The sequence below is a fragment of the Actinomadura verrucosospora genome (assembly GCF_039540335.1).
Lineage (GTDB): Bacteria > Actinomycetota > Actinomycetes > Streptosporangiales > Streptosporangiaceae > Spirillospora > Spirillospora verrucosospora.
The window spans coordinates 173,596-190,502 of record NZ_BAABEV010000011.1 but is presented as its reverse complement, the minus strand read 5'-3'; the positions used below and the strand labels follow the sequence as shown (position 1 = coordinate 190,502).

The window sequence follows — 16,907 nt, the reverse complement described above, 5'->3', positions numbered from 1 at the left end:
GGAATGGCGCCAGCCTACGCCCCACCGATCACATCCATCCAGCGACCCCCCGGGTATCCCCCGTCGAAACGGCCACATTCCCACCATGACGGCCTGTCCGGATGTGGCCAGCGAGGGCGAAGCCGAACGGCTTGTGACGAGGATAATTACTGCGCGTCAAGAGAATTTCAGAGCGGTTTCCGGATGTGAATGGAGATCGCCGCAAGAAAGGGAGGAGCGGCGCGTCAGCGGTTCTCGCCGATCGGGTCGTTCACCGGGTGCGCCCCCGGGTCCAGGACCCGCTCGCCGACCATCGTGATCTGCTCGCCGGACGCGCGGAACTCGAACCGGCGCCGCACCGACTGGGTGACCTTCCCGCGGCCGCCGAGGCCGTAGCGCATCTCCGTGTGCTCCACCGCCTCCAGCGTGATGCGGTCGCCCGTGCGGACGGCGCGGCCCTCGTCCAGGCGCGTGCGGGCCCCGGTATAGGCGGGGCCGCCCTCCACGGGGGCGCGGTTGCGGGTCTCCAGCTCCCGGACGGCCTTCTCCTGCGACCGCACCAGCGACGGGGAGATCCGCACGCCGAGCACCTCCGTGGGGGCGGCGCCGCGGTCGCGGCCGTCCTTCTGCACGAGGGCCTGGGAGCGGCGCTCCAGGTAGGAGTTCGCGGCGACGGTGAGCTGGCGGGTGAGGTAGTCCTCCACCGCAGGGGTCGGCCCGCGCACGCCCGACGAGGGCGCCAGCAGGCAGGCGGCCAGCACGACCGCCAGTCCGGCCCGGGGCCACGGGCGAACCATCGGCCTCTCCCGCTGATCAAAGGCTGGTGGGTCCGAGCCGACATTACACGGCCGGACCGCGGGAGGAACGCCGGTTCAGTCCGCTTCGCTCTCCAGTGCGGCGACGCGCGAGCGGGCCCGCGCCATCGCCTCGTGGTAGCGCTCCTCCCATTCCGGATCACCGTCCGGAATGGCGGCGACGGCCTGGCGGCCGATCTCCGCGAGCACCTCCCCGGCGCCGCCGCGGGAGACGCGCCGGACGACGACCGTGGTGACGCCGCCGGTCGACTCGGTGTGCGCCTCCCACCGGGCGCCGTCCTCCAGCCGCGCCCGGCTCCGCGACGACCGGTCGGAGAACCCGTAGAGCAGCAGGACGACCACCACGGCCGCCACCGCCAGCGCCACCAGAACGATCAGAAACCGCACGACCGCCTCCCTCGCCGTCCGCGCCCGCCGCCGCCCCGGCGCCTACCTGCCCCGCAGGAGCGAGCCGTTCGGGTTGCCGGGCGCGTAGACCGTGATGCCCTGCGGAAGGGCCTTCAGCTCCTCGATCCTCGCGCAGGTCGGGCACTTGTTGTAGCCGTCCTGGCGGGCCTTGTTGGCCGCGGCCTCCGCCTTGGCCGAGGCGACCTTGGCCTGGGCCTCGCTGATCTGCGCGAACGCGGCCTGCGCGCGGTCCACCGCGTCCTGCACCTTGGCCGGCAGGGTGATCCGCACCAGGTTGAAGTGGATGTTGGTGACGAACTTGCCGCCGAGCGTCTGCTCCAGGTCCGCGGCCAGGCTCGTGTTGATCGCGTTCTGCACCTTGGCGATGTTGCCGTTGTTGCTCTGCGCCTGCTGCCCCGCGGTCTGGACGTTCCTCGGCGCGGAGGAGTTCTGCACGAGGGCGCAGGAGGAGACGAGCTCGGCGCAGCGGAAGCTGTTGATCTGGCTGCGCAGGTCGTTGTCGATGACCGGCCGGACGATCTGGTCGAGGAACGCCGACCAGCCCTTGTCGCCGTCGTAGACGTTGTAGGTCTCGCCGCTGGCGCTGCGGAACTTGCGGGTGCCGTACTTGTCGTCGAACTGCCTGAGGGCCTTGTGGTCCTGGTTGAGCGTGAAGTACAGCGTCCCCTCGATGCCCATGTTGACGCCGTCCGAGCTCGGCACGGTGACGACGTCCACGCCGGACTCGTCGCCCTTCCCGGAGTCCGAGGTGATCGTGTAGAAGCGCTGCTGGGCGGGGTACTTGTGGACCTGCGAGTAGAGCCCGACCCAGACGCGGCCGGATCCGGGGTCGATGACCTGCCGGATCCTGTTGTTGTCGAAGAACCCGCCGTTGCGGACGACGGCGATCTCGCCGCCGCCGGTGCGCTCGAAGCCGCCGAACAGCGCGCTCAGCACCGGCCATCCCACGACGACCAGCAGCACGGCGGCGACGATGGCGGTGCGCCGGCTGGGCGCCCTCACCCCGGAGCGCCGGGTCGCGCCGGCCTTCTCCCTGGCTGTGGACGTCTTCTTCTCGGCCACGGTGGCTCCTCTCATGCCCGCACGGGGGGTCGTGCCGCGGGTTCCCGGATGAGACGGACCGGAGCCCCGCCCGGATCCCCCTGGGGGTACCGCTTTCTGGGGAAGCCTCCCACTATCCGGGACCTCGCCCCCAATAAGGAGGGGCTTACGAAAACCTGGGATCCGGGTTATCTAGACTGCCTGCGAGGTTGAAGGAGGAGACCCACGTGCGCAAAGTCCTGATCGCCAACCGCGGCGAGATCGCGGTCCGTATCGCCCGTGCCTGCCGCGACGCGGGGCTGGCCAGTGTGGCGGTGTACGCCGAGCCCGATCTGGAGGCGCTGCACGTTCGGGTCGCCGACGAGGCGTTCGCCCTCGGCGGGCGGACGGCGGCCGAGAGCTACCTGGACATCGACAAGCTGCTGAAGATCGCCTCGGAGTCGGGCGCCGACGCCGTCCACCCCGGCTACGGCTTCCTGGCGGAGAACGCCGACTTCGCCGCGGCCGTGCAGAACGCGGGACTGACCTGGATCGGTCCGCCGCCGGCCGCGATCACCGCGCTCGGCGACAAGGTGCAGGCCCGGCACATCGCCCAGCGGGTGGGCGCGCCGCTGGTCGCCGGCACCGCCGACCCGGTGTCGGGCGCGGACGAGGTCGTCGCGTTCGCGCGCGAGCACGGCCTGCCCATCGCGATCAAGGCCGCGTTCGGCGGCGGCGGGCGCGGCCTGAAGGTCGCCCGGACGCTGGAGGAGGTGCCCGAGCTGTACGAGTCGGCCGTCCGCGAGGCCGTGGGCGCCTTCGGGCGTGGCGAGTGCTTCGTCGAGCGGTACCTCGACAAGCCCCGGCACGTGGAGACGCAGTGCCTGGCCGACAAGCACGGCAACGTGGTCGTGGTGTCCACGCGCGACTGCTCGCTCCAGCGCCGCCACCAGAAGCTCGTCGAGGAGGCGCCCGCGCCGTACCTGTCCGAGGAGCAGCTGGAGCTGCTGTACTCCTCGTCCAAGGCGATCCTGAAGGAGGCCGGCTACGTCGGCGCCGGGACGTGCGAGTTCCTCGTCGGCCAGGACGGGACGATCTCGTTCCTGGAGGTCAACACGCGCCTGCAGGTCGAGCACCCCGTCACCGAGGAGGTCGCCGGGGTCGACCTCGTCCGCGAGATGTTCCGCGTCGCCGACGGCGAGGAGATCGGCTACGGCGACCCGGAGCTGCGCGGCCACTCGATCGAGTTCCGGCTGAACGCCGAGGACGCCGGGCGCGGGTTCCTGCCGGCCGTCGGCACCCTGACGGCCTGGCACCCCCCGACGGGCCCCGGGGTCCGCCTGGACGCCGGCTACGAGGCCGGGCAGACCGTCCCCCAGGAGTTCGACTCCCTCATCGCGAAGCTGATCGTGACGGGCGCGACGCGGCGGCAGGCCGTCGAGCGGTCCCGCCGCGCCCTCGCCGAGTTCGTCGTCGAGGGCATGCCGACGGTCCTGCCGTTCCACCGGGCGGTGCTGGACGACCCCGCGTTCGTCCCGGCGGACGACGAGACCCCGTTCAGCGTCCACACCCGGTGGATCGAGACGGAGTTCGACAACACGATCCCGCCCCACGAGGCTCCCCCCGCAGGCGAGGAGGACGAGGGCGAGCGCGAGCGCGTCACCGTGGAGGTCGGCGGCCGCCGCATCGAGGTCGTCCTGCCCGCCGGGTTCGGCGCCTCCGCCGCCCCCGCCGCCGGCAAGGCGGCGCCCGCCAGGCGCCGCGGCGCCAAGAAGGGCGGGGCGGCGCAGGCGTCCGGCGACTCCCTGGTCAGCCCGATGCAGGGCACCATCGTCAAGCTCCTCGTCGAGGAGGGCGCGACCGTGGCGGCCGGCGACACCATCGTGGTCCTGGAGGCCATGAAGATGGAGCAGCCGCTCACCGCGCACAAGGCGGGGACGCTCACCGGCCTGTCCGCCGAGGTGGGCCAGACCGTCTCCGCGGGCGCCGTGATCTGCGAGATCAAGGACTCCTGAGCGCGGCCCCCGGCCCGCGCCGCCTCCAGGGCCCCGGCGCTCCGGGTCCCTGGAGGGGATGGGGCGCGGTGCCCATGCGGCGCGTGCGCAAATCCGTCCTGCGAAGGACGCATCGGTGCGTCCACGTGGGCAGACTGAGAGCATGAGCACCGAGAACCGGGCCGTTCGAGCGGCTCGCGGGGGCGCCGCGGCGGCGGTCATCGCCGCCGTCGCCGTCCCGGCGTTCGCCCTGGCCGCCCCGGCGGGCGCCGCCGCGTCGCAGGCCGCCGCCACCCGCACGACGGCGACCGCGACGGCGACGGGAACCGCCGTGCGGGCGGCGGCTCCGCGGGCGGCGGCGGACGACACCGTCGGCCAGATCGCCAAGGGCCTGATCGACTCGCGGCTGTACGTGACGAGCGGCGCCGGGAACCCGCTGACCCCGGCCGACCGGAACGAGATCGAGACGTCCCTCGGCGGCGACAGCGACGCCGACATCCGCGCCGTGGTCGTCCGCAACGACGTGACCGGGACCGAGGTCCGGCAACTGCTCCCGGCCGTCGCCGAGCGCGTCGGCAAGGGCCAGACCTACGTCGCGGTCACCGCCGACGGCGCGCGGATGGGCGCGATCTCCAAGAAGCTGGACCGCGCGGAGATCAACCAGCTGGTCACCCGCACCGAGGGCGCGCCGCTGAAGCAGCGGCTGATCCAGTTCGGCGGCCTCGCCGAGAAGAAGGTCGACAGCGACTCCAGGTCCAGCGCGACGATCGGCTACGTGCTGCTCGGCGTGCTCGTGCTCGTGGTGGCGGCGATCACGGGCGTCATGCTCAACGCCCGGAGGAAGCGGCGGGAGCGGGCGGCGCGCGAGATGGCCGACCTCAAGGCGGGCGTGCAGGAGGACGTGACGCTCCTCGGCGAGGACATCGCCCGCCTCGACCTGAACGTCATGGACAGCGGCCTCGATCCCGACACCCGCGCCGACTACGAGCGCGCGATGAACTCCTACGACCGCGCCAAGTCCGCGACCGAGCGCGCCGCCCGGCCGCAGGACATGCAGGAGGTCACGACGGCGCTGGAGGACGGCCGCTACTACATGACCGCGACGCGCGCCCGGCTCGCCGGCGACCCGGTGCCCGAGCGGCGCCCGCCCTGCTTCTTCAACCCGCAGCACGGCCCGTCCGTCCAGGACGTGACGTGGGCGCCGCCCGGCGGCGTCGCCCGCTCCGTCCCGGCGTGCGCGGCCGACGCGGAGGCCGTCCTGCACGGGAACGACCCCGACGTCCGCATGGTCCCGGTCGGCGGGGGGCGGCAGCCCTACTGGAACGCCGGCCCCGCCTACGCGCCCTACGCCGGCGGCTACTACTACGGCTACGGCGGCGTCGACCTGCTCAGCGGCATGCTGATCGGCACCGCGCTCGGCTCGATGTGGGGCGGCGGCTTCGGCGGAGGCTTCGGCGGAGGCGACTTCGGCGGAGGCGACGGCGACGTCGGCGGTGGCTGGGACTTCGGCGGAGGCGACTTCGGGGGCGGCGGCGACTTCGGCGGAGGCGGGGACTTCGGCGGCTTCTGAGGGGCGTTCCCCGTGAGCAGGACACCCGCGTCCGCGCTGTTCTGGCGCATCCTCGGCATCAACGGCCTGGTGTTCGTGGTCGGCACCCTCGTGCTGGCGGTGGGACCGGTGACCGTGTCGACGCCGATCCTCCTGAACGAGTTCTTCGTGCTGCTGGGCGGGCTGGCGGTCATGGTCGCGGCGAACGCCCTGCTGCTGCGCGCCGGCCTGGCGCCGCTGGAGGGGCTCACCGCGCTGATGGCGCGCATGGACTCGCTGCGCTCCGGCGACCGGCTGCCGGCCGGCGGCAGCGGCGACCTGTTCCACGTGGTCGACGAGTTCAACGCGATGCTCGACCGGCTGGAGGCCGACCGCAGCACCAGCACCGCCCTCGTCCTGGACGCGCAGGAGGCGGAGCGCCGCCGCATCGCCCAGGAGCTCCACGACGAGATCGGCCAGACCCTCACCGTGGTGCTGCTGGAGCTGAAGTCGGTGGCGAACCGGGCGCCGGAGGAGATCTCGGAGGAGCTGCGGGAGGTCCAGGAGACCGTCCGGTCCAGCCTGGACGAGGTGCGCCGCGTCGCCCGGCGGCTGCGCCCCGGCGTCCTGGACGACCTGGGGCTGACCAGCGCGCTCACCGCCCTCGCCACGGACTTCTCCGGGACGGGCGGCCCCCGCGTGACCCGCCGCGTCCAGCCCGTCCCCGAGGGGCTCGGCGCGGACGCCGAACTGGTGATCTACCGGATCGCGCAGGAGAGCCTGACGAACGTGTGGCGGCACTCGGGCGCGCGGAACGCCGAGCTGTCGCTCGCCCAGGACGAGGAGGGGCGCGTCGTCCTGCGGGTGGCCGACGACGGGACCGGCCCGCCGGACCGGGTGGGGTCCGGCATCCACGGGATGCGGGAGCGCGCGATGCTCGTCGGCGCGCAGCTGACGATCGGCCCGGCGGACGGCGGCGGCACCGAGGTGAGGCTGGTCGTCCCCCCGCCCGGCGCACGCCGGGCCTGACCCCGCCGGGCGCCGCGCCCGCCCCTCAGGGCTCGACGAGCCCGACGCGGATCGCGTACTTCGTCAGCTCCAGCCGGTCGCGCATCCCGAGCTTGCCGAGGATGTTGGCGCGGTGCCGGTCGACGGTCTTGACGCTGATCGTGAGGGTCTCGGCGATCCGCCGGGACGAGTAGCCCTCCGCGACCAGCTTGATGATCTCCTCCTCGCGGGGCGTCAGGATGCTCGCCTGGCCCTCGCCGCGCCGGTCGCGGTCGAGGTACTCGCGGATCAGCGCGGTCACCGCCGCCGGGTACAGGAACGGCTCGCCGCGCATCGCGGCGCGGACGGCGTGCAGCAGGTCGCGGTCGGCGACGGACTTCAGCACGTACCCGGACGCGCCCGCCTTGAGCGCCTCGAACAGGTACTGCTCGTTGTCGTACATCGACAGGATCAGCGTCCGGACGCCGGGGAAGCGGCGGGAGATCTCCCGCGCGGCCTGCAGCCCCGTCATGCGGGGCATCGCGATGTCGAGGATCGCCAGGTCGACGCCGCCCGCGGCGAGCGCGTCGACCGCCTCCGCCCCGTCGGCGGCCTCCGCCACCACGGTCAGGTCGGGCTCGGCGTCCAGGATCAGGCGCAGCCCCCGGCGCACCAGCGCGTGGTCGTCGGCGAGCAGGATCCGGGTCGCCGACTCCCGGGTGTGCGCGAAGCCTCCCGCGTGCACCGATCACCGCCTCTCGTGCGCACCGGTCACCTGCGGTCTCGTCCTCATCCTAGGCGCGCCGCCCCGCTGGGACCGGGCCGCCGCCCGCGAATACATGATCCGCACCGCCCGATATGGGTGCCGCGCCCGATGGGGACGCGGGCCGCCGCCGAAAAGACTGGAAGCCGCAGGACGAAAGGGGCGGACGCATGGCACGGCGAACGGGCGGAGGGCACCGTCCCCCGCCCACGGCACCGCGGAGGCCGTCCCGTGACGGGTCCGCCCCCGGCGCCAGAAGGAGGACCCCATCCACCCGGAGGACCAGGCTTTCCGGAAGCCGAAAGGACACCATGCAAGCGCGGGACATCGCCGTACAGGTGCCCACCGTGACCCTGGGCGACTCGATCGCCCACGCCATCCAGGTCATGGCGCTCGGGCGGCTGCCCGGCCTGATCGTGATCGACCGGGCGCAGCGCCCTGTGGTCGTCCTGCCGGGCACGCAGGTGCTGCGGCTGGCGGTCCCCGTCGCCTACCAGGAGGATCCGGCCCTGACCCGGACCGTGGACGAGGCGCACGCCGACGTCTTCTGGCACGAGATCCGCGACCTCACGGTCGGCGACTGCCTCGCAACGCCCACTCCCCGCCCGGTGATCGTCAGGACGTCCGCGACGCTGCTGGAGCTCGCCACGCTGATGGCGCGCCAGCGCAGCCCCCTGGTCGCCGTGGTGGACGAGGCCGGGCTGCTGGCCGGGGCGGTCACGCTCGACCGGCTGCTGTCGGCGCTGGCGCTGACCAGGCCCGGCGACTGAGGGACGGCTCCCCCGCCGGCGCCCGGCGCGAGGGCGCGCGGTGACCGCGGTCGCGGCACTCGCCGTGTTCGTGGTCGCGTTCTTCTTCATCGCGACCGAGAAGGTCGACAAGGTCAAGGTCGTCCTCGTCGCCGCGGGCGTGCTGACGGTCCTCGGGCTCGCCCCCGGCGCCGAGGTCTTCTTCTCCGAGCACGACGGGATCGACTGGAACGTCATCTTCCTGCTGCTCGGAATGATGATCATCGTGGGGGTCGTCAAGGGCACCGGGCTCTTCGACTACCTGGCGATCTGGGCGGCCAAGCGCTCCAGGGGCAGGCCGTACCGGCTGCTGGTGATGCTGATGCTCATCACCGCGGTCGCCTCGCCGTTCCTGGACAACGTCACCACGATCATGCTGGTGGCGCCGGTGACGGTGGTGGTCTGCAACCGGCTGCGCGTCCCGGCCCACCCCTACCTCATCGCCGAGGTGCTGGCGTCCAACATCGGCGGCGCCGCGACCCTGATCGGGGACCCGCCGAACATCATCATCGCCAGCCGGGCGGGGCTGACGTTCAACGACTTCCTCGTCCACATGGCGCCGATCACGGTGATCGTCTTCATCGCGTTCGTGCTGCTGGCCCGGGTGCTGTTCCGCTCCTCCTTCCGGTACGACGAGCGGTACGCGGCCGAGGTGATGTCGCTGGACGAGCGCAAGGCGATCACCGATCCGGCGCTCCTCGTCCGGTGCCTGGCCGTGCTCGGCCTGGTCATCGCCGGGTTCTCGCTGCACTCGGTGCTGCACGTCGAGCCGTCCATCGTGGCGCTCGTCGGCGCGGGCGTGATGCTGCTGGTGTCGCGCGTCCAGGTCTCCGAGGTCCTCGAAGAGGTGGAGTGGCCCGTCCTGGTCTTCTTCATGGGGCTGTTCGTGATGGTGGCCGCCCTCGGGCACACCGGCGTCATCGAGAGGATCGGGACCTGGTCGGCGGACGCGGTGGGCGACAACTATTTCGCGGGCGCCACCGCTCTGCTGTTCGGGTCGGCCGTGCTCGGCGCGTTCTTCGACAACATCCCCTACGCGGCGACGATGGCGCCGATCGTGGAGGGGATGGCCGCGGGCGCGCCCGACCCCACGACCGCGCAGGCGCTGTGGTGGTCGTTCGCCCTCGGCGCGGACTTCGGCGGCAACGGGACGGCCGTCGCCGCGAGCGCCAACGTGGTCGCGATCGGCATCGCCGCCAAGACCGGCAACCCGATCAGCTTCTGGCAGTTCACCCGGTACGGGATCATCGTGACGGTGCTGAGCACGCTGATGGCGTGGGTCTACGTCGCCCTGCGCTACTTCTAGCCGGATCTCCGGACGGCCCGGCCGGGCACGCCGCTAGTAGGCGTGCTCGGCCATCAGCCGGCGGGACGCCTCGGTGATGCTGCCCGACAGCGACGGGTAGACCGCGAACGTGTGCGCCACCTGGTCGACCGTGAGGTGCTGCTGGACGGCGATCGACACGCCCAGGATCAGCTCGCTGGCCCGCGGCGCCACGATGACGCCGCCGAGCACGATCCCCGTGGACGGGCGGCAGAACAGCTTCACGAAGCCGTCCTCGAAGCCCTGCATCTTGGCGCGCGCGTTGGTGAACAGCGGCAGCATGACCGTCCGGGCGTTGACGTCCCCGGAGTCGACCATGTGCTGCGTCACGCCGACCGACGCGACCTCGGGATCGGTGAAGATGTTGGAGGAGACCCAGCCGAGCTTCAGCGGCTGCACGGCCTCGCCCAGCGCGTGCCACATAGCGATGCGCCCCTGCATGCCGGCGACGGAGGCCAGCATGAGCACGCCGGTGCAGTCGCCGGAGGCGTAGATGTGCGGGACCGACGTCCGCGACACCTTGTCGACCTCGACGAAGCCGCGCGCGTCGCACCGCACGCCGACCTCCTCCAGGCCGATGCCCCGGGTGTTCGGGACCATGCCCACGGTCATCAGGCAGTGGGTGCCCTCGACCTTCGTCCCGTCCTCCAGCGTGACGATCACGCCGTTGCCCGACCGCTCCACGGCCGCGGCCCGCGACCGCGACATGACGTTCATGCCGCGCCGCAGGAACACGTCCTGCAGGACGGCGGCGGCGTCGGCGTCCTCCGTGGGCAGGATCCGGTCGCGCGAGGAGACCAGCGTCACCTTCGAGCCGAGGGACAGGTAGGCGCCCGCGAGCTCGGCGCCCGTCACGCCGGAGCCGACCACGATCAGCTCCTCGGGCAGCTCCGGCAGGTCGTAGAGCTGGCGCCAGTTCAGGATGCGCTCGCCGTCCGGCTCCGCGCCGGGCAGCACGCGCGGCGTCGCGCCGGTCGCGATGAGCACGATGTCGGCGTGGATGCGGCGCTCGCCGACCGCCACGACGTGCGGCTCCACCAGCCGCGCCTCGCCGCGGACGATCTTGACCTCCTCGTAGGCGAGCCGTTCGGCGACGTCGAACGACTGGGCCCGTGCGAGGTCCTTCACGCGCTTGTTGACGGTGGCCATGTCGGCTTCGAGGGCGCCGACGATCCCGTCCGGGCCGCCGTTGAAGCGCAGCCCGAGGCCGGCCGACTCCGACATGACCGCGATGCGGGTCGAGGTGGCGATGAGCGTCTTGGAGGGCACGCAGTCGGTGAGCACGCACGCGCCGCCCGGACCGTCCCGTTCGACGACGGTCACGTCGGCGCCGAGCTGCGCCGCGACGAGCGCGGCCTCGTAACCGCCCGGGCCTCCTCCGATGATCACGATGCGGGTCACATCTTCCATTGTTTCCTACTCACGGCAGTGAAAAGTCCCGCTCCGGACCCTTTCTTCCTGCAACAACCCCCGAGTGGCCCATCAACCGGTGTGGCGCGTTCCATCGCAGACCACAGCAGCCACACCCCCGCCTCCCTGGTGGCGTCTTCCCTGTGGGGGGCGTCCCCCACACCCCCGAGCCTTACTTGGCGTAGCCTTCCCCCGTGGCTCTGTACGCGGCGTACGCCTCCAACATGGACCCCGAGCAGATGGCCGGCCGGGCTCCCCACTCGCCCATGCGCGGCACCGGCTGGCTCGCCGGCTGGCGCCTGACCTTCGGCGGGCAGGACAAGGGCTGGGACGGGGCTCTCGCGACGGTCGTCGAGGACGACTCCGAGCAGGTCTTCGTCGTCATCTACGACGTGCCTGCCTGGGACGAGAAGGAACTCGACGCCTGGGAGGGCGCCGCGCTCAACGTCTACCGCAAGATCAGGGTGCGAGTGCAGACGCTCGACGGCGACGCGCTGTGCTGGATGTACGTCCTGGACGACTACGAGGGCGGGCTGCCGTCCGCGCGCTATCTCGGCATCCTCGCCGACGCCGCCGAGAAGGCCGGCGCGCCCGACGACTACGTCAAGGACCTGCGCACACGCCCCTGCAAGTCGCTGGGCGACTGACCGGCGGCGGCCGGGCGGCGCGGCGGTAGTGTCGGCGGCGTGAGCAACGACGCTTTTGCACTGGCACGGGACGCCGCGGACGCGCTGCGCTCCCGCACGTCCATCGACTCCTTCGACGTCGCCCTCGTCATGGGGTCCGGGTGGGTTCCGGCGGCCGACAAGCTGGGCGAGCCCGTCGCCGAGCTGACGGTGGCCGAGCTGCCCGGGTTCGCGCCGCCGGCCGTGGAGGGCCACGCCGGCCGGATCCGGGTCGTGGAGATCGGCGGGCGCAACGCGCTGGTGTTCCTCGGCCGCACGCACCTGTACGAGGGGCGCGGGGTCGACTCCGTGGTGCACGGCGTCCGGACGGCGCTCGCCGCGGGCGTCAAGACGATGGTGCTCACGAACGCCGCGGGCGGGCTGCGGCCCGAGCACCAGCGGGTGGGCGACCCGGTGCTGATCTCCGACCACCTGAACCTGTCCGGCGCGAACCCGCTGACCGGCGCGACGTTCCTCGACCTGACCGAGGCGTACTCGGGACGCCTGCGGGCCCTGGCCAAAGAGGCCGACCCGAGCCTGTCGGAGGGCGTCTACGCGGCGTTCCGCGGCCCGACCTACGAGACGCCCGCCGAGATCCGGATGCTGCGCACGCTGGGCGCCGACATGATCGGCATGTCGACGGTGCTGGAGACCATCGCGGCCCGCCAGGGCGGCGCGGAGGTGCTCGGCATCTCCCTGGTCACCAACATCGCGGCGGGGCTGTCGGACGAGCCGCTCGACCACGAGGAGGTCCTCGCGGCGGGACGCGCGTCGGCCGGCCGCATGGGCACCCTGCTCGCCACCGTCCTGGCGAAGCTGTGAGCGACCTGCGCGCGCGGGCCGGGGAGTGGCTCGCCCAGGACCCCGACCCGGCGACCCGCGCAGAACTGCGGGCGATCCTCGACGCGGGCGACGAGGCGGTCCTCGCCGACCGGTTCGGGACGCGGCTGGAGTTCGGGACGGCCGGGCTGCGCGGCGAGCTCGGCGCCGGGCCGAACCGGATGAACCGGGTGACGGTCATGCGCGCCGCCGCCGGTCTGGCCGCCCGGCTGCCCGCCGGCGGCCGGGTGGTGATCGGGTTCGACGCGCGGCACGGCTCCCGGCGGTTCGCCGACGACACCGCGGCCGTGCTGAGCGGGGCGGGGCTGCGTCCCGAGGTGTTCGCCGATCCCGTCCCGACGCCGGTCCTGGCGCACTTCACCCGGGCGTTCGACGACATCGTGGCGGGCGTCATGGTCACGGCCAGCCACAACCCGCCGCGCGACAACGGCTACAAGGTGTACTGGGCGGACGGGGCGCAGATCGTCCCGCCGACGGACGCGGAGATCTCCGCCGCGATCGACGCCGTCGGCCGCGTCGACGAGCTCCCCCTCGGCGAGGGGTGGCCCGTCCACGAGGGCGCCGGCCTCTACCTGGACGCGGTGTCGTCCCTGCGCCTCGGCGGCGACCGGGACGTCTCGATCGTCTACACGCCCCTGCACGGGGTGGGCCGGGACGTCCTGCTCGCCGCGTTCGAGCGCGCCGGGTTCCCCGCGCCGGCCGTCGTCCCGGAGCAGGCCGAGCCCGACCCCGACTTCCCCACCGTCGACTTCCCGAACCCGGAGGAGCCGGGCGCGCTCGACCTGGCCCTCGGCCTCGCCGAGGCCCGCGGCGCCGACCTGGTGATCGCGAACGATCCGGACGCCGACCGCTGCGCCGTCGCCGTCCCGGGCCCGTCCGGGTGGCGGACCCTCACCGGGGACGAGGTCGGCGGGCTGCTGGCCGAGCACGTGCTGCGGCACACCACGGGCGACGACCGCCTGGTCGCGACGACGATCGTGTCGTCGTCGCTGCTGCGCTCGATCGCCGCCGCGCACCGCGTCCGGTTCGCCGAGACGCTCACCGGCTTCAAGTGGATCATGAAGGCGGGCGGTCCGGGCCTCAGGATGGTGTTCGGCTACGAGGAGGCGCTCGGCTACAGCGTCGGCGACGACCGGGGCGTGCTCGTCAACGACAAGGACGGCATCGGCGCCGCGCTCGCCGTCGCCGCGCTCGCGGCCGACGCCAGGCGCGACGGCCGCACGCTGCTCGACCTGCTGGACGCGCAGGCCCGCCGGTACGGGCTGCACGCGACGTCCCAGCTGTCGGTCAGGGTGAGCGACCTCTCGCTGATCACCGCGGCGATGGCCCGGCTGCGCTCCGATCCCCCGCGCGAGCTCGGCGGGCGGCGCGTCGAGTCCTTCGACGACCTCGCCCTGCCCGCCGGGGACCTGCCGCCCACCGACGGGCTCCGGTTCCGCCTGGCCGGGGGCTCGCGGGTGGTCGTGCGCCCCTCCGGGACGGAGCCGAAGCTGAAGTGCTATCTGGAGGTCGTCCTCCCGGTGGACGGGGACGTCGCCGAGGTCCGCACGCGCGCCGCCGCCGACCTGGAGGCCCTCCGCGCGGACGTGTCCGCGGCCATCGGCTGACCCGGCCCCCTCAGCCGACCGGGGCCCTCAGCCGACCGCGCCGACGATCAGCAGGGCGACGACCACCGCCAGCGGGACGGCCAGCGAGGCCACCGCGGGAACGGACCACGTGACCCTCCCCCTGGCGGGCCCCTGCTCCTCCGCCTCGGCCTTGGCCCTGGCCGCCTTGTCCGGCGCGCCCGACCGGGCCGTGGAGCGCTGCCGTTCCTTCATCTCGTTCAACTGCTGCGCCGCGTACGCGGTCGGCGTCCGCCCCCGCAGATCGAGCCCCTGCGCCTGCCCCTTGCCCTTGCGGGCCTCCTTCTCGGCGCGGGCCTCCGCCTTGGCCTGCGCCCGGGGCGAGGTCTGGAGCACCCACGCCCGGGTCTCCAGGTCCGTCCCGTCCGGGCCGGCGAACACCACCGTGAGCGCGTTCCTGCCCTCGATCCGGCGGACCGCGCCCCACGGCGCCCGGACGTCCCGCAGCGGGTTGCGGATCGTCACCCCGTCCTCGTCGCCGGCGATCAGCGGCCGCAGCCCGACCGTGTAGGCGATCCCGCAGCCGAGCAGCAGCAGGAACGCGATCGTCACCGTCGTCAGCGAGTAGTCGGGGTCGCCGGTGATGCCGACGAACAGGTCGACGAGGTTGAGGGCGGCGAACACCAGCCACGCGTACGCCGCGACGCGCCCGCCGGTGGAGCGAATGGTCATGGCTCGATCATGCCAGGGGCCGGGCGCCGCTCCACTTGAGCTGCGCGAAACCGGGCTTGATCACCCCGTTGATCAGTTCGAGCCGCTCGTTGAACGGCGCGAACGCCGACTTCATCGCGTTCACCGTGAACCACTGCAGGTCGTCCCATCCGTAGCCGAACGCGTCGGCGAGCTTGGCGAACTCCTCCGACAGCGTCGTGCCGCTCATCAGCCGGTTGTCGGTGTTGACCGTGACCCGGAAGCTCAGCCTCCGCAGCAGCCCGATCGGGTGCTCGGCGATCGACTTCGCCGCGCCCGTCTGGATGTTGGAGGTCGGGCACATCTCCAGCGGGATCCGCTTGTCGCGCACGTAGTCGGCGAGCCGGCCGAGCCGCGCCTCGCCGCCCTCGACCTCGATGTCGTCGATGATCCGGACGCCGTGCCCGAGCCGGTCGGCGCCGCACCACTGGATCGCCTGCCAGATCGACGGCAGCCCGAACCCCTCGCCCGCGTGGATCGTGAAGTGCGCGTTCTCGCGCTGCAGGTACTCGAACGCGTCCAGGTGGCGGGTGGGCGGGTACCCGGCCTCGGCGCCCGCGATGTCGAACCCGACGACGCCCGCGTCCCGGTACCGGACGGCCAGCTCCGCGATCTCCATGCTGCGCGCCTGGTGCCGCATCGCGGTGACGAGCGTCCCGACGCGGATGCCGAAGTCCTCGCGGCCGCGGGCGAAGCCGTCCAGGACGGCCTCGACGACCTGCTCCAGCGACAGCCCCTCGCGCAGGTGCTGCTCGGGGGCGTACCGGACCTCCGCGTAGACGATCCCGTCGTTCGCGAGGTCCTCGGCGCACTCGTAGGCGACCCGGGTGAGCGCCTCGACGGTCTGCATCACCCCGACCGTGTGGGAGAACGTCTCCAGGTACCGTTCGAGCGATCCGGAGTTGGAGGCCTCCTCGAACCACGTCCGCAGGGCGTCCGCGTCGGTGGTGGGCAGGTCCCCGTACCCGGTCTCCCGCGCCAGGTCCACGATGGTGGCGGGCCGCACGCCGCCGTCAAGGTGGTCGTGCAGCAGTACCTTCGGCGCGCGGCGGATGTCCTCGAGAGTAGGCCGATCGTTCATTCCCCGAACCTACCCGTCCCGGCCTCTCCCGGCGTCATCAATTCTCGCCGGAACCGCCGCCCCCCGCCCTCGCGACCTGCGGACCTTCCGGCCCGCTACACCCCGAGACGGTCGAGGAACGCGGCGACGAGGGGCGCGATCTCGCAGAGGTGGGTTTCGAGGGCGAAATGGCCGGTGTCGAGAAGGTGGAGCTCCGCGTCCGGGACGTCCCGCAGGTAGGCACGGGCGCCGGACGCGGTGAAGAACGGGTCGCCGGCTCCCCAGACGATGAGGGTGGGCGGCGTGCACCGGCGCAGCCAGGCCTGCCAGCGGCCGTAGCGCTCGACGTTGGAGTGGTAGTCGAAGGCCAGCGCGACCTGGGCTTCCTTGCGTCCCGGCAGGTCGAGGAAGTGCTGGTCGAGGGTCCAGCCCTCCGGTGCGATCGCCTCGGGGTCGGCGACGCCCGTCTCGTACTGGCTCCGGGTCCCGTCCAGGGTCAGCAGGCCCCGGACGGCCTCCTCCGCCCCCGGCGCACCGGGACGCAGGGCGATGAAGTCGCGGGCGCCGTCCGACAGGCCCTCGGCGTAGGCGTTGCCGTTCTGGACGACCAGGCCCGCGATGCGCTCGGGCCGCCGCTCGGCCAGCCGGAACCCGACCGGCGCCCCGAAGTCGAACACGTACATGGCGAAACGGGTGAGGCCGAGCCGCTCGACGAAGCCCTCCATGACGTCGGCGAGCCCGTCGAAGGAGTAGGCGAAGTCGTCCGGCGCCCGCGTGTGGCCGAAGCCCGGGTAGTCCGGGGCGATCAGCCGGTAGCGGGCGCCGAGGACGTCGACGAGCCGGCGGAACTGGTGCGAGGCGGACGGAAAGCCGTGCAGGAGCAGCAGGACGGGCGCGTCCTCCCTCTCCGGCAGGGACTCGCGGTAGAAGACGCGGACACCGTTCACGTCGGCGTGCCGGTGGGCGGTGCGGGCGATCGAAAACATACCTAACGCCTAACTGTCGAGATGT

At 72.8% G+C, this 16,907-nt stretch carries 16 protein-coding genes; 8 read left to right on the top strand and 8 right to left on the bottom strand.

Annotated elements, in window-relative coordinates; genetic code table 11:
• Positions 1-224 precede the first annotated feature (224 nt).
• From ABD944_RS15505 to ABD944_RS15495, 3 genes are all read right to left on the bottom strand, one after another.
• A complete protein-coding gene (locus ABD944_RS15505) occupies positions 225-776 on the bottom strand; it encodes a hypothetical protein (protein WP_345176781.1) in 552 nt (183 codons plus the stop codon).
• Positions 777-851: 75 nt separating this feature from the next.
• Positions 852-1,181 carry a hypothetical protein gene (locus ABD944_RS15500; protein WP_345176779.1) on the bottom strand — a complete coding sequence of 110 codons (330 nt, stop codon included), beginning with the start codon at positions 1,179-1,181 and terminating at the stop codon, positions 852-854.
• Between the two features lie 42 nt (positions 1,182-1,223).
• Positions 1,224-2,264, bottom strand: coding sequence for an SPFH domain-containing protein (locus ABD944_RS15495; RefSeq protein ID WP_345176777.1), 1,041 nt, complete (start codon positions 2,262-2,264; stop codon positions 1,224-1,226).
• A 206-nt stretch (positions 2,265-2,470) separates the two neighbouring features.
• Here ABD944_RS15495 and ABD944_RS15490 point away from each other — a divergent pair, with 206 nt between their 5' ends.
• The 3 genes from ABD944_RS15490 (at position 2,471) to ABD944_RS15480 (ending at position 6,773) form a co-directional block, all read left to right on the top strand.
• Entirely contained in the window at positions 2,471-4,237 is a 1,767-nt protein-coding gene (locus ABD944_RS15490) for an acetyl/propionyl/methylcrotonyl-CoA carboxylase subunit alpha (protein WP_345176774.1), read from the top strand.
• A 142-nt stretch (positions 4,238-4,379) separates the two neighbouring features.
• The gene (locus tag ABD944_RS15485; protein ID WP_345176772.1) at positions 4,380-5,786 is read left to right on the top strand and encodes a hypothetical protein; all 1,407 of its coding nucleotides are present in this window, start codon (positions 4,380-4,382) and stop codon (positions 5,784-5,786) included.
• A gap of 12 nt (positions 5,787-5,798) precedes the next feature.
• On the top strand, positions 5,799-6,773 hold the full coding sequence (locus ABD944_RS15480; protein WP_345176769.1) for a HAMP domain-containing sensor histidine kinase: 975 nt from the start codon (positions 5,799-5,801) through the stop codon (positions 6,771-6,773).
• A 25-nt stretch (positions 6,774-6,798) separates the two neighbouring features.
• Here ABD944_RS15480 and ABD944_RS15475 read toward each other — a convergent pair whose 3' ends face one another.
• A complete protein-coding gene (locus ABD944_RS15475; RefSeq protein ID WP_345176767.1) occupies positions 6,799-7,476 on the bottom strand; it encodes a response regulator in 678 nt (225 codons plus the stop codon).
• Between the two features lie 329 nt (positions 7,477-7,805).
• Between ABD944_RS15475 and ABD944_RS15470 the strand changes: the two genes are divergently transcribed.
• Positions 7,806-8,264 (top strand): CBS domain-containing protein, encoded by a 459-nt coding sequence (locus ABD944_RS15470; protein WP_345176764.1) that lies wholly within the window; start codon positions 7,806-7,808, stop codon positions 8,262-8,264.
• 40 nt (positions 8,265-8,304) lie between these two features.
• Entirely contained in the window at positions 8,305-9,588 is a 1,284-nt protein-coding gene (locus ABD944_RS15465; RefSeq protein WP_345176761.1) for an ArsB/NhaD family transporter, read from the top strand.
• A 33-nt stretch (positions 9,589-9,621) separates the two neighbouring features.
• Here ABD944_RS15465 and ABD944_RS15460 read toward each other — a convergent pair whose 3' ends face one another.
• Positions 9,622-11,007 (bottom strand): NAD(P)H-quinone dehydrogenase, encoded by a 1,386-nt coding sequence (locus ABD944_RS15460; protein ID WP_345176758.1) that lies wholly within the window; start codon positions 11,005-11,007, stop codon positions 9,622-9,624.
• A 203-nt stretch (positions 11,008-11,210) separates the two neighbouring features.
• Between ABD944_RS15460 and ABD944_RS15455 the strand changes: the two genes are divergently transcribed.
• Genes ABD944_RS15455 through ABD944_RS15445 form a run of 3 tightly spaced genes read left to right on the top strand, consistent with a single transcriptional unit; the run spans position 11,211 to position 14,128 of the window.
• The gene (locus tag ABD944_RS15455; protein WP_345176756.1) at positions 11,211-11,663 is read left to right on the top strand and encodes a gamma-glutamylcyclotransferase family protein; all 453 of its coding nucleotides are present in this window, start codon (positions 11,211-11,213) and stop codon (positions 11,661-11,663) included.
• A gap of 39 nt (positions 11,664-11,702) precedes the next feature.
• Complete coding sequence (locus tag ABD944_RS15450; protein WP_345176753.1) at positions 11,703-12,503, top strand: purine-nucleoside phosphorylase; 801 nt, start codon at positions 11,703-11,705, stop codon at positions 12,501-12,503.
• A complete protein-coding gene (locus tag ABD944_RS15445; RefSeq protein WP_345176751.1) occupies positions 12,500-14,128 on the top strand; it encodes a phospho-sugar mutase in 1,629 nt (542 codons plus the stop codon). The genes ABD944_RS15450 and ABD944_RS15445 overlap by 4 nt, the downstream gene beginning before the upstream one ends.
• A gap of 27 nt (positions 14,129-14,155) precedes the next feature.
• On the opposite strand, the gene ABD944_RS15440 is transcribed toward ABD944_RS15445, so the two are convergent.
• From ABD944_RS15440 to ABD944_RS15430, 3 genes are all read right to left on the bottom strand, one after another.
• Positions 14,156-14,818 carry a PH domain-containing protein gene (locus tag ABD944_RS15440; RefSeq protein WP_345176749.1) on the bottom strand — a complete coding sequence of 221 codons (663 nt, stop codon included), beginning with the start codon at positions 14,816-14,818 and terminating at the stop codon, positions 14,156-14,158.
• Positions 14,819-14,825: 7 nt separating this feature from the next.
• A complete protein-coding gene (locus tag ABD944_RS15435) occupies positions 14,826-15,917 on the bottom strand; it encodes an adenosine deaminase (protein ID WP_345176748.1) in 1,092 nt (363 codons plus the stop codon).
• 95 nt (positions 15,918-16,012) lie between these two features.
• Complete coding sequence (locus tag ABD944_RS15430) at positions 16,013-16,882, bottom strand: alpha/beta fold hydrolase (protein WP_345176746.1); 870 nt, start codon at positions 16,880-16,882, stop codon at positions 16,013-16,015.
• Between the last annotated feature and the right edge of the window lie 25 nt (positions 16,883-16,907).

Excerpts from the sequence above, each read along its gene's own strand:
- ABD944_RS15485 (WP_345176772.1), top strand. The coding sequence starts at position 4,380 with ATGAGCACCGAGAACCGGGCCGTTCGAGCGGCTCGCGGGGGCGCCGCG.
- ABD944_RS15435 (WP_345176748.1), bottom strand. The coding sequence starts at position 15,917 with ATGAACGATCGGCCTACTCTCGAGGACATCCGCCGCGCGCCGAAGGTA.
- ABD944_RS15440 (WP_345176749.1), bottom strand. The coding sequence starts at position 14,818 with ATGACCATTCGCTCCACCGGCGGGCGCGTCGCGGCGTACGCGTGGCTG.
- ABD944_RS15430 (WP_345176746.1), bottom strand. The coding sequence starts at position 16,882 with ATGTTTTCGATCGCCCGCACCGCCCACCGGCACGCCGACGTGAACGGT.
- ABD944_RS15470 (WP_345176764.1), top strand. The coding sequence starts at position 7,806 with ATGCAAGCGCGGGACATCGCCGTACAGGTGCCCACCGTGACCCTGGGC.
- ABD944_RS15505 (WP_345176781.1), bottom strand. The coding sequence starts at position 776 with ATGGTTCGCCCGTGGCCCCGGGCCGGACTGGCGGTCGTGCTGGCCGCC.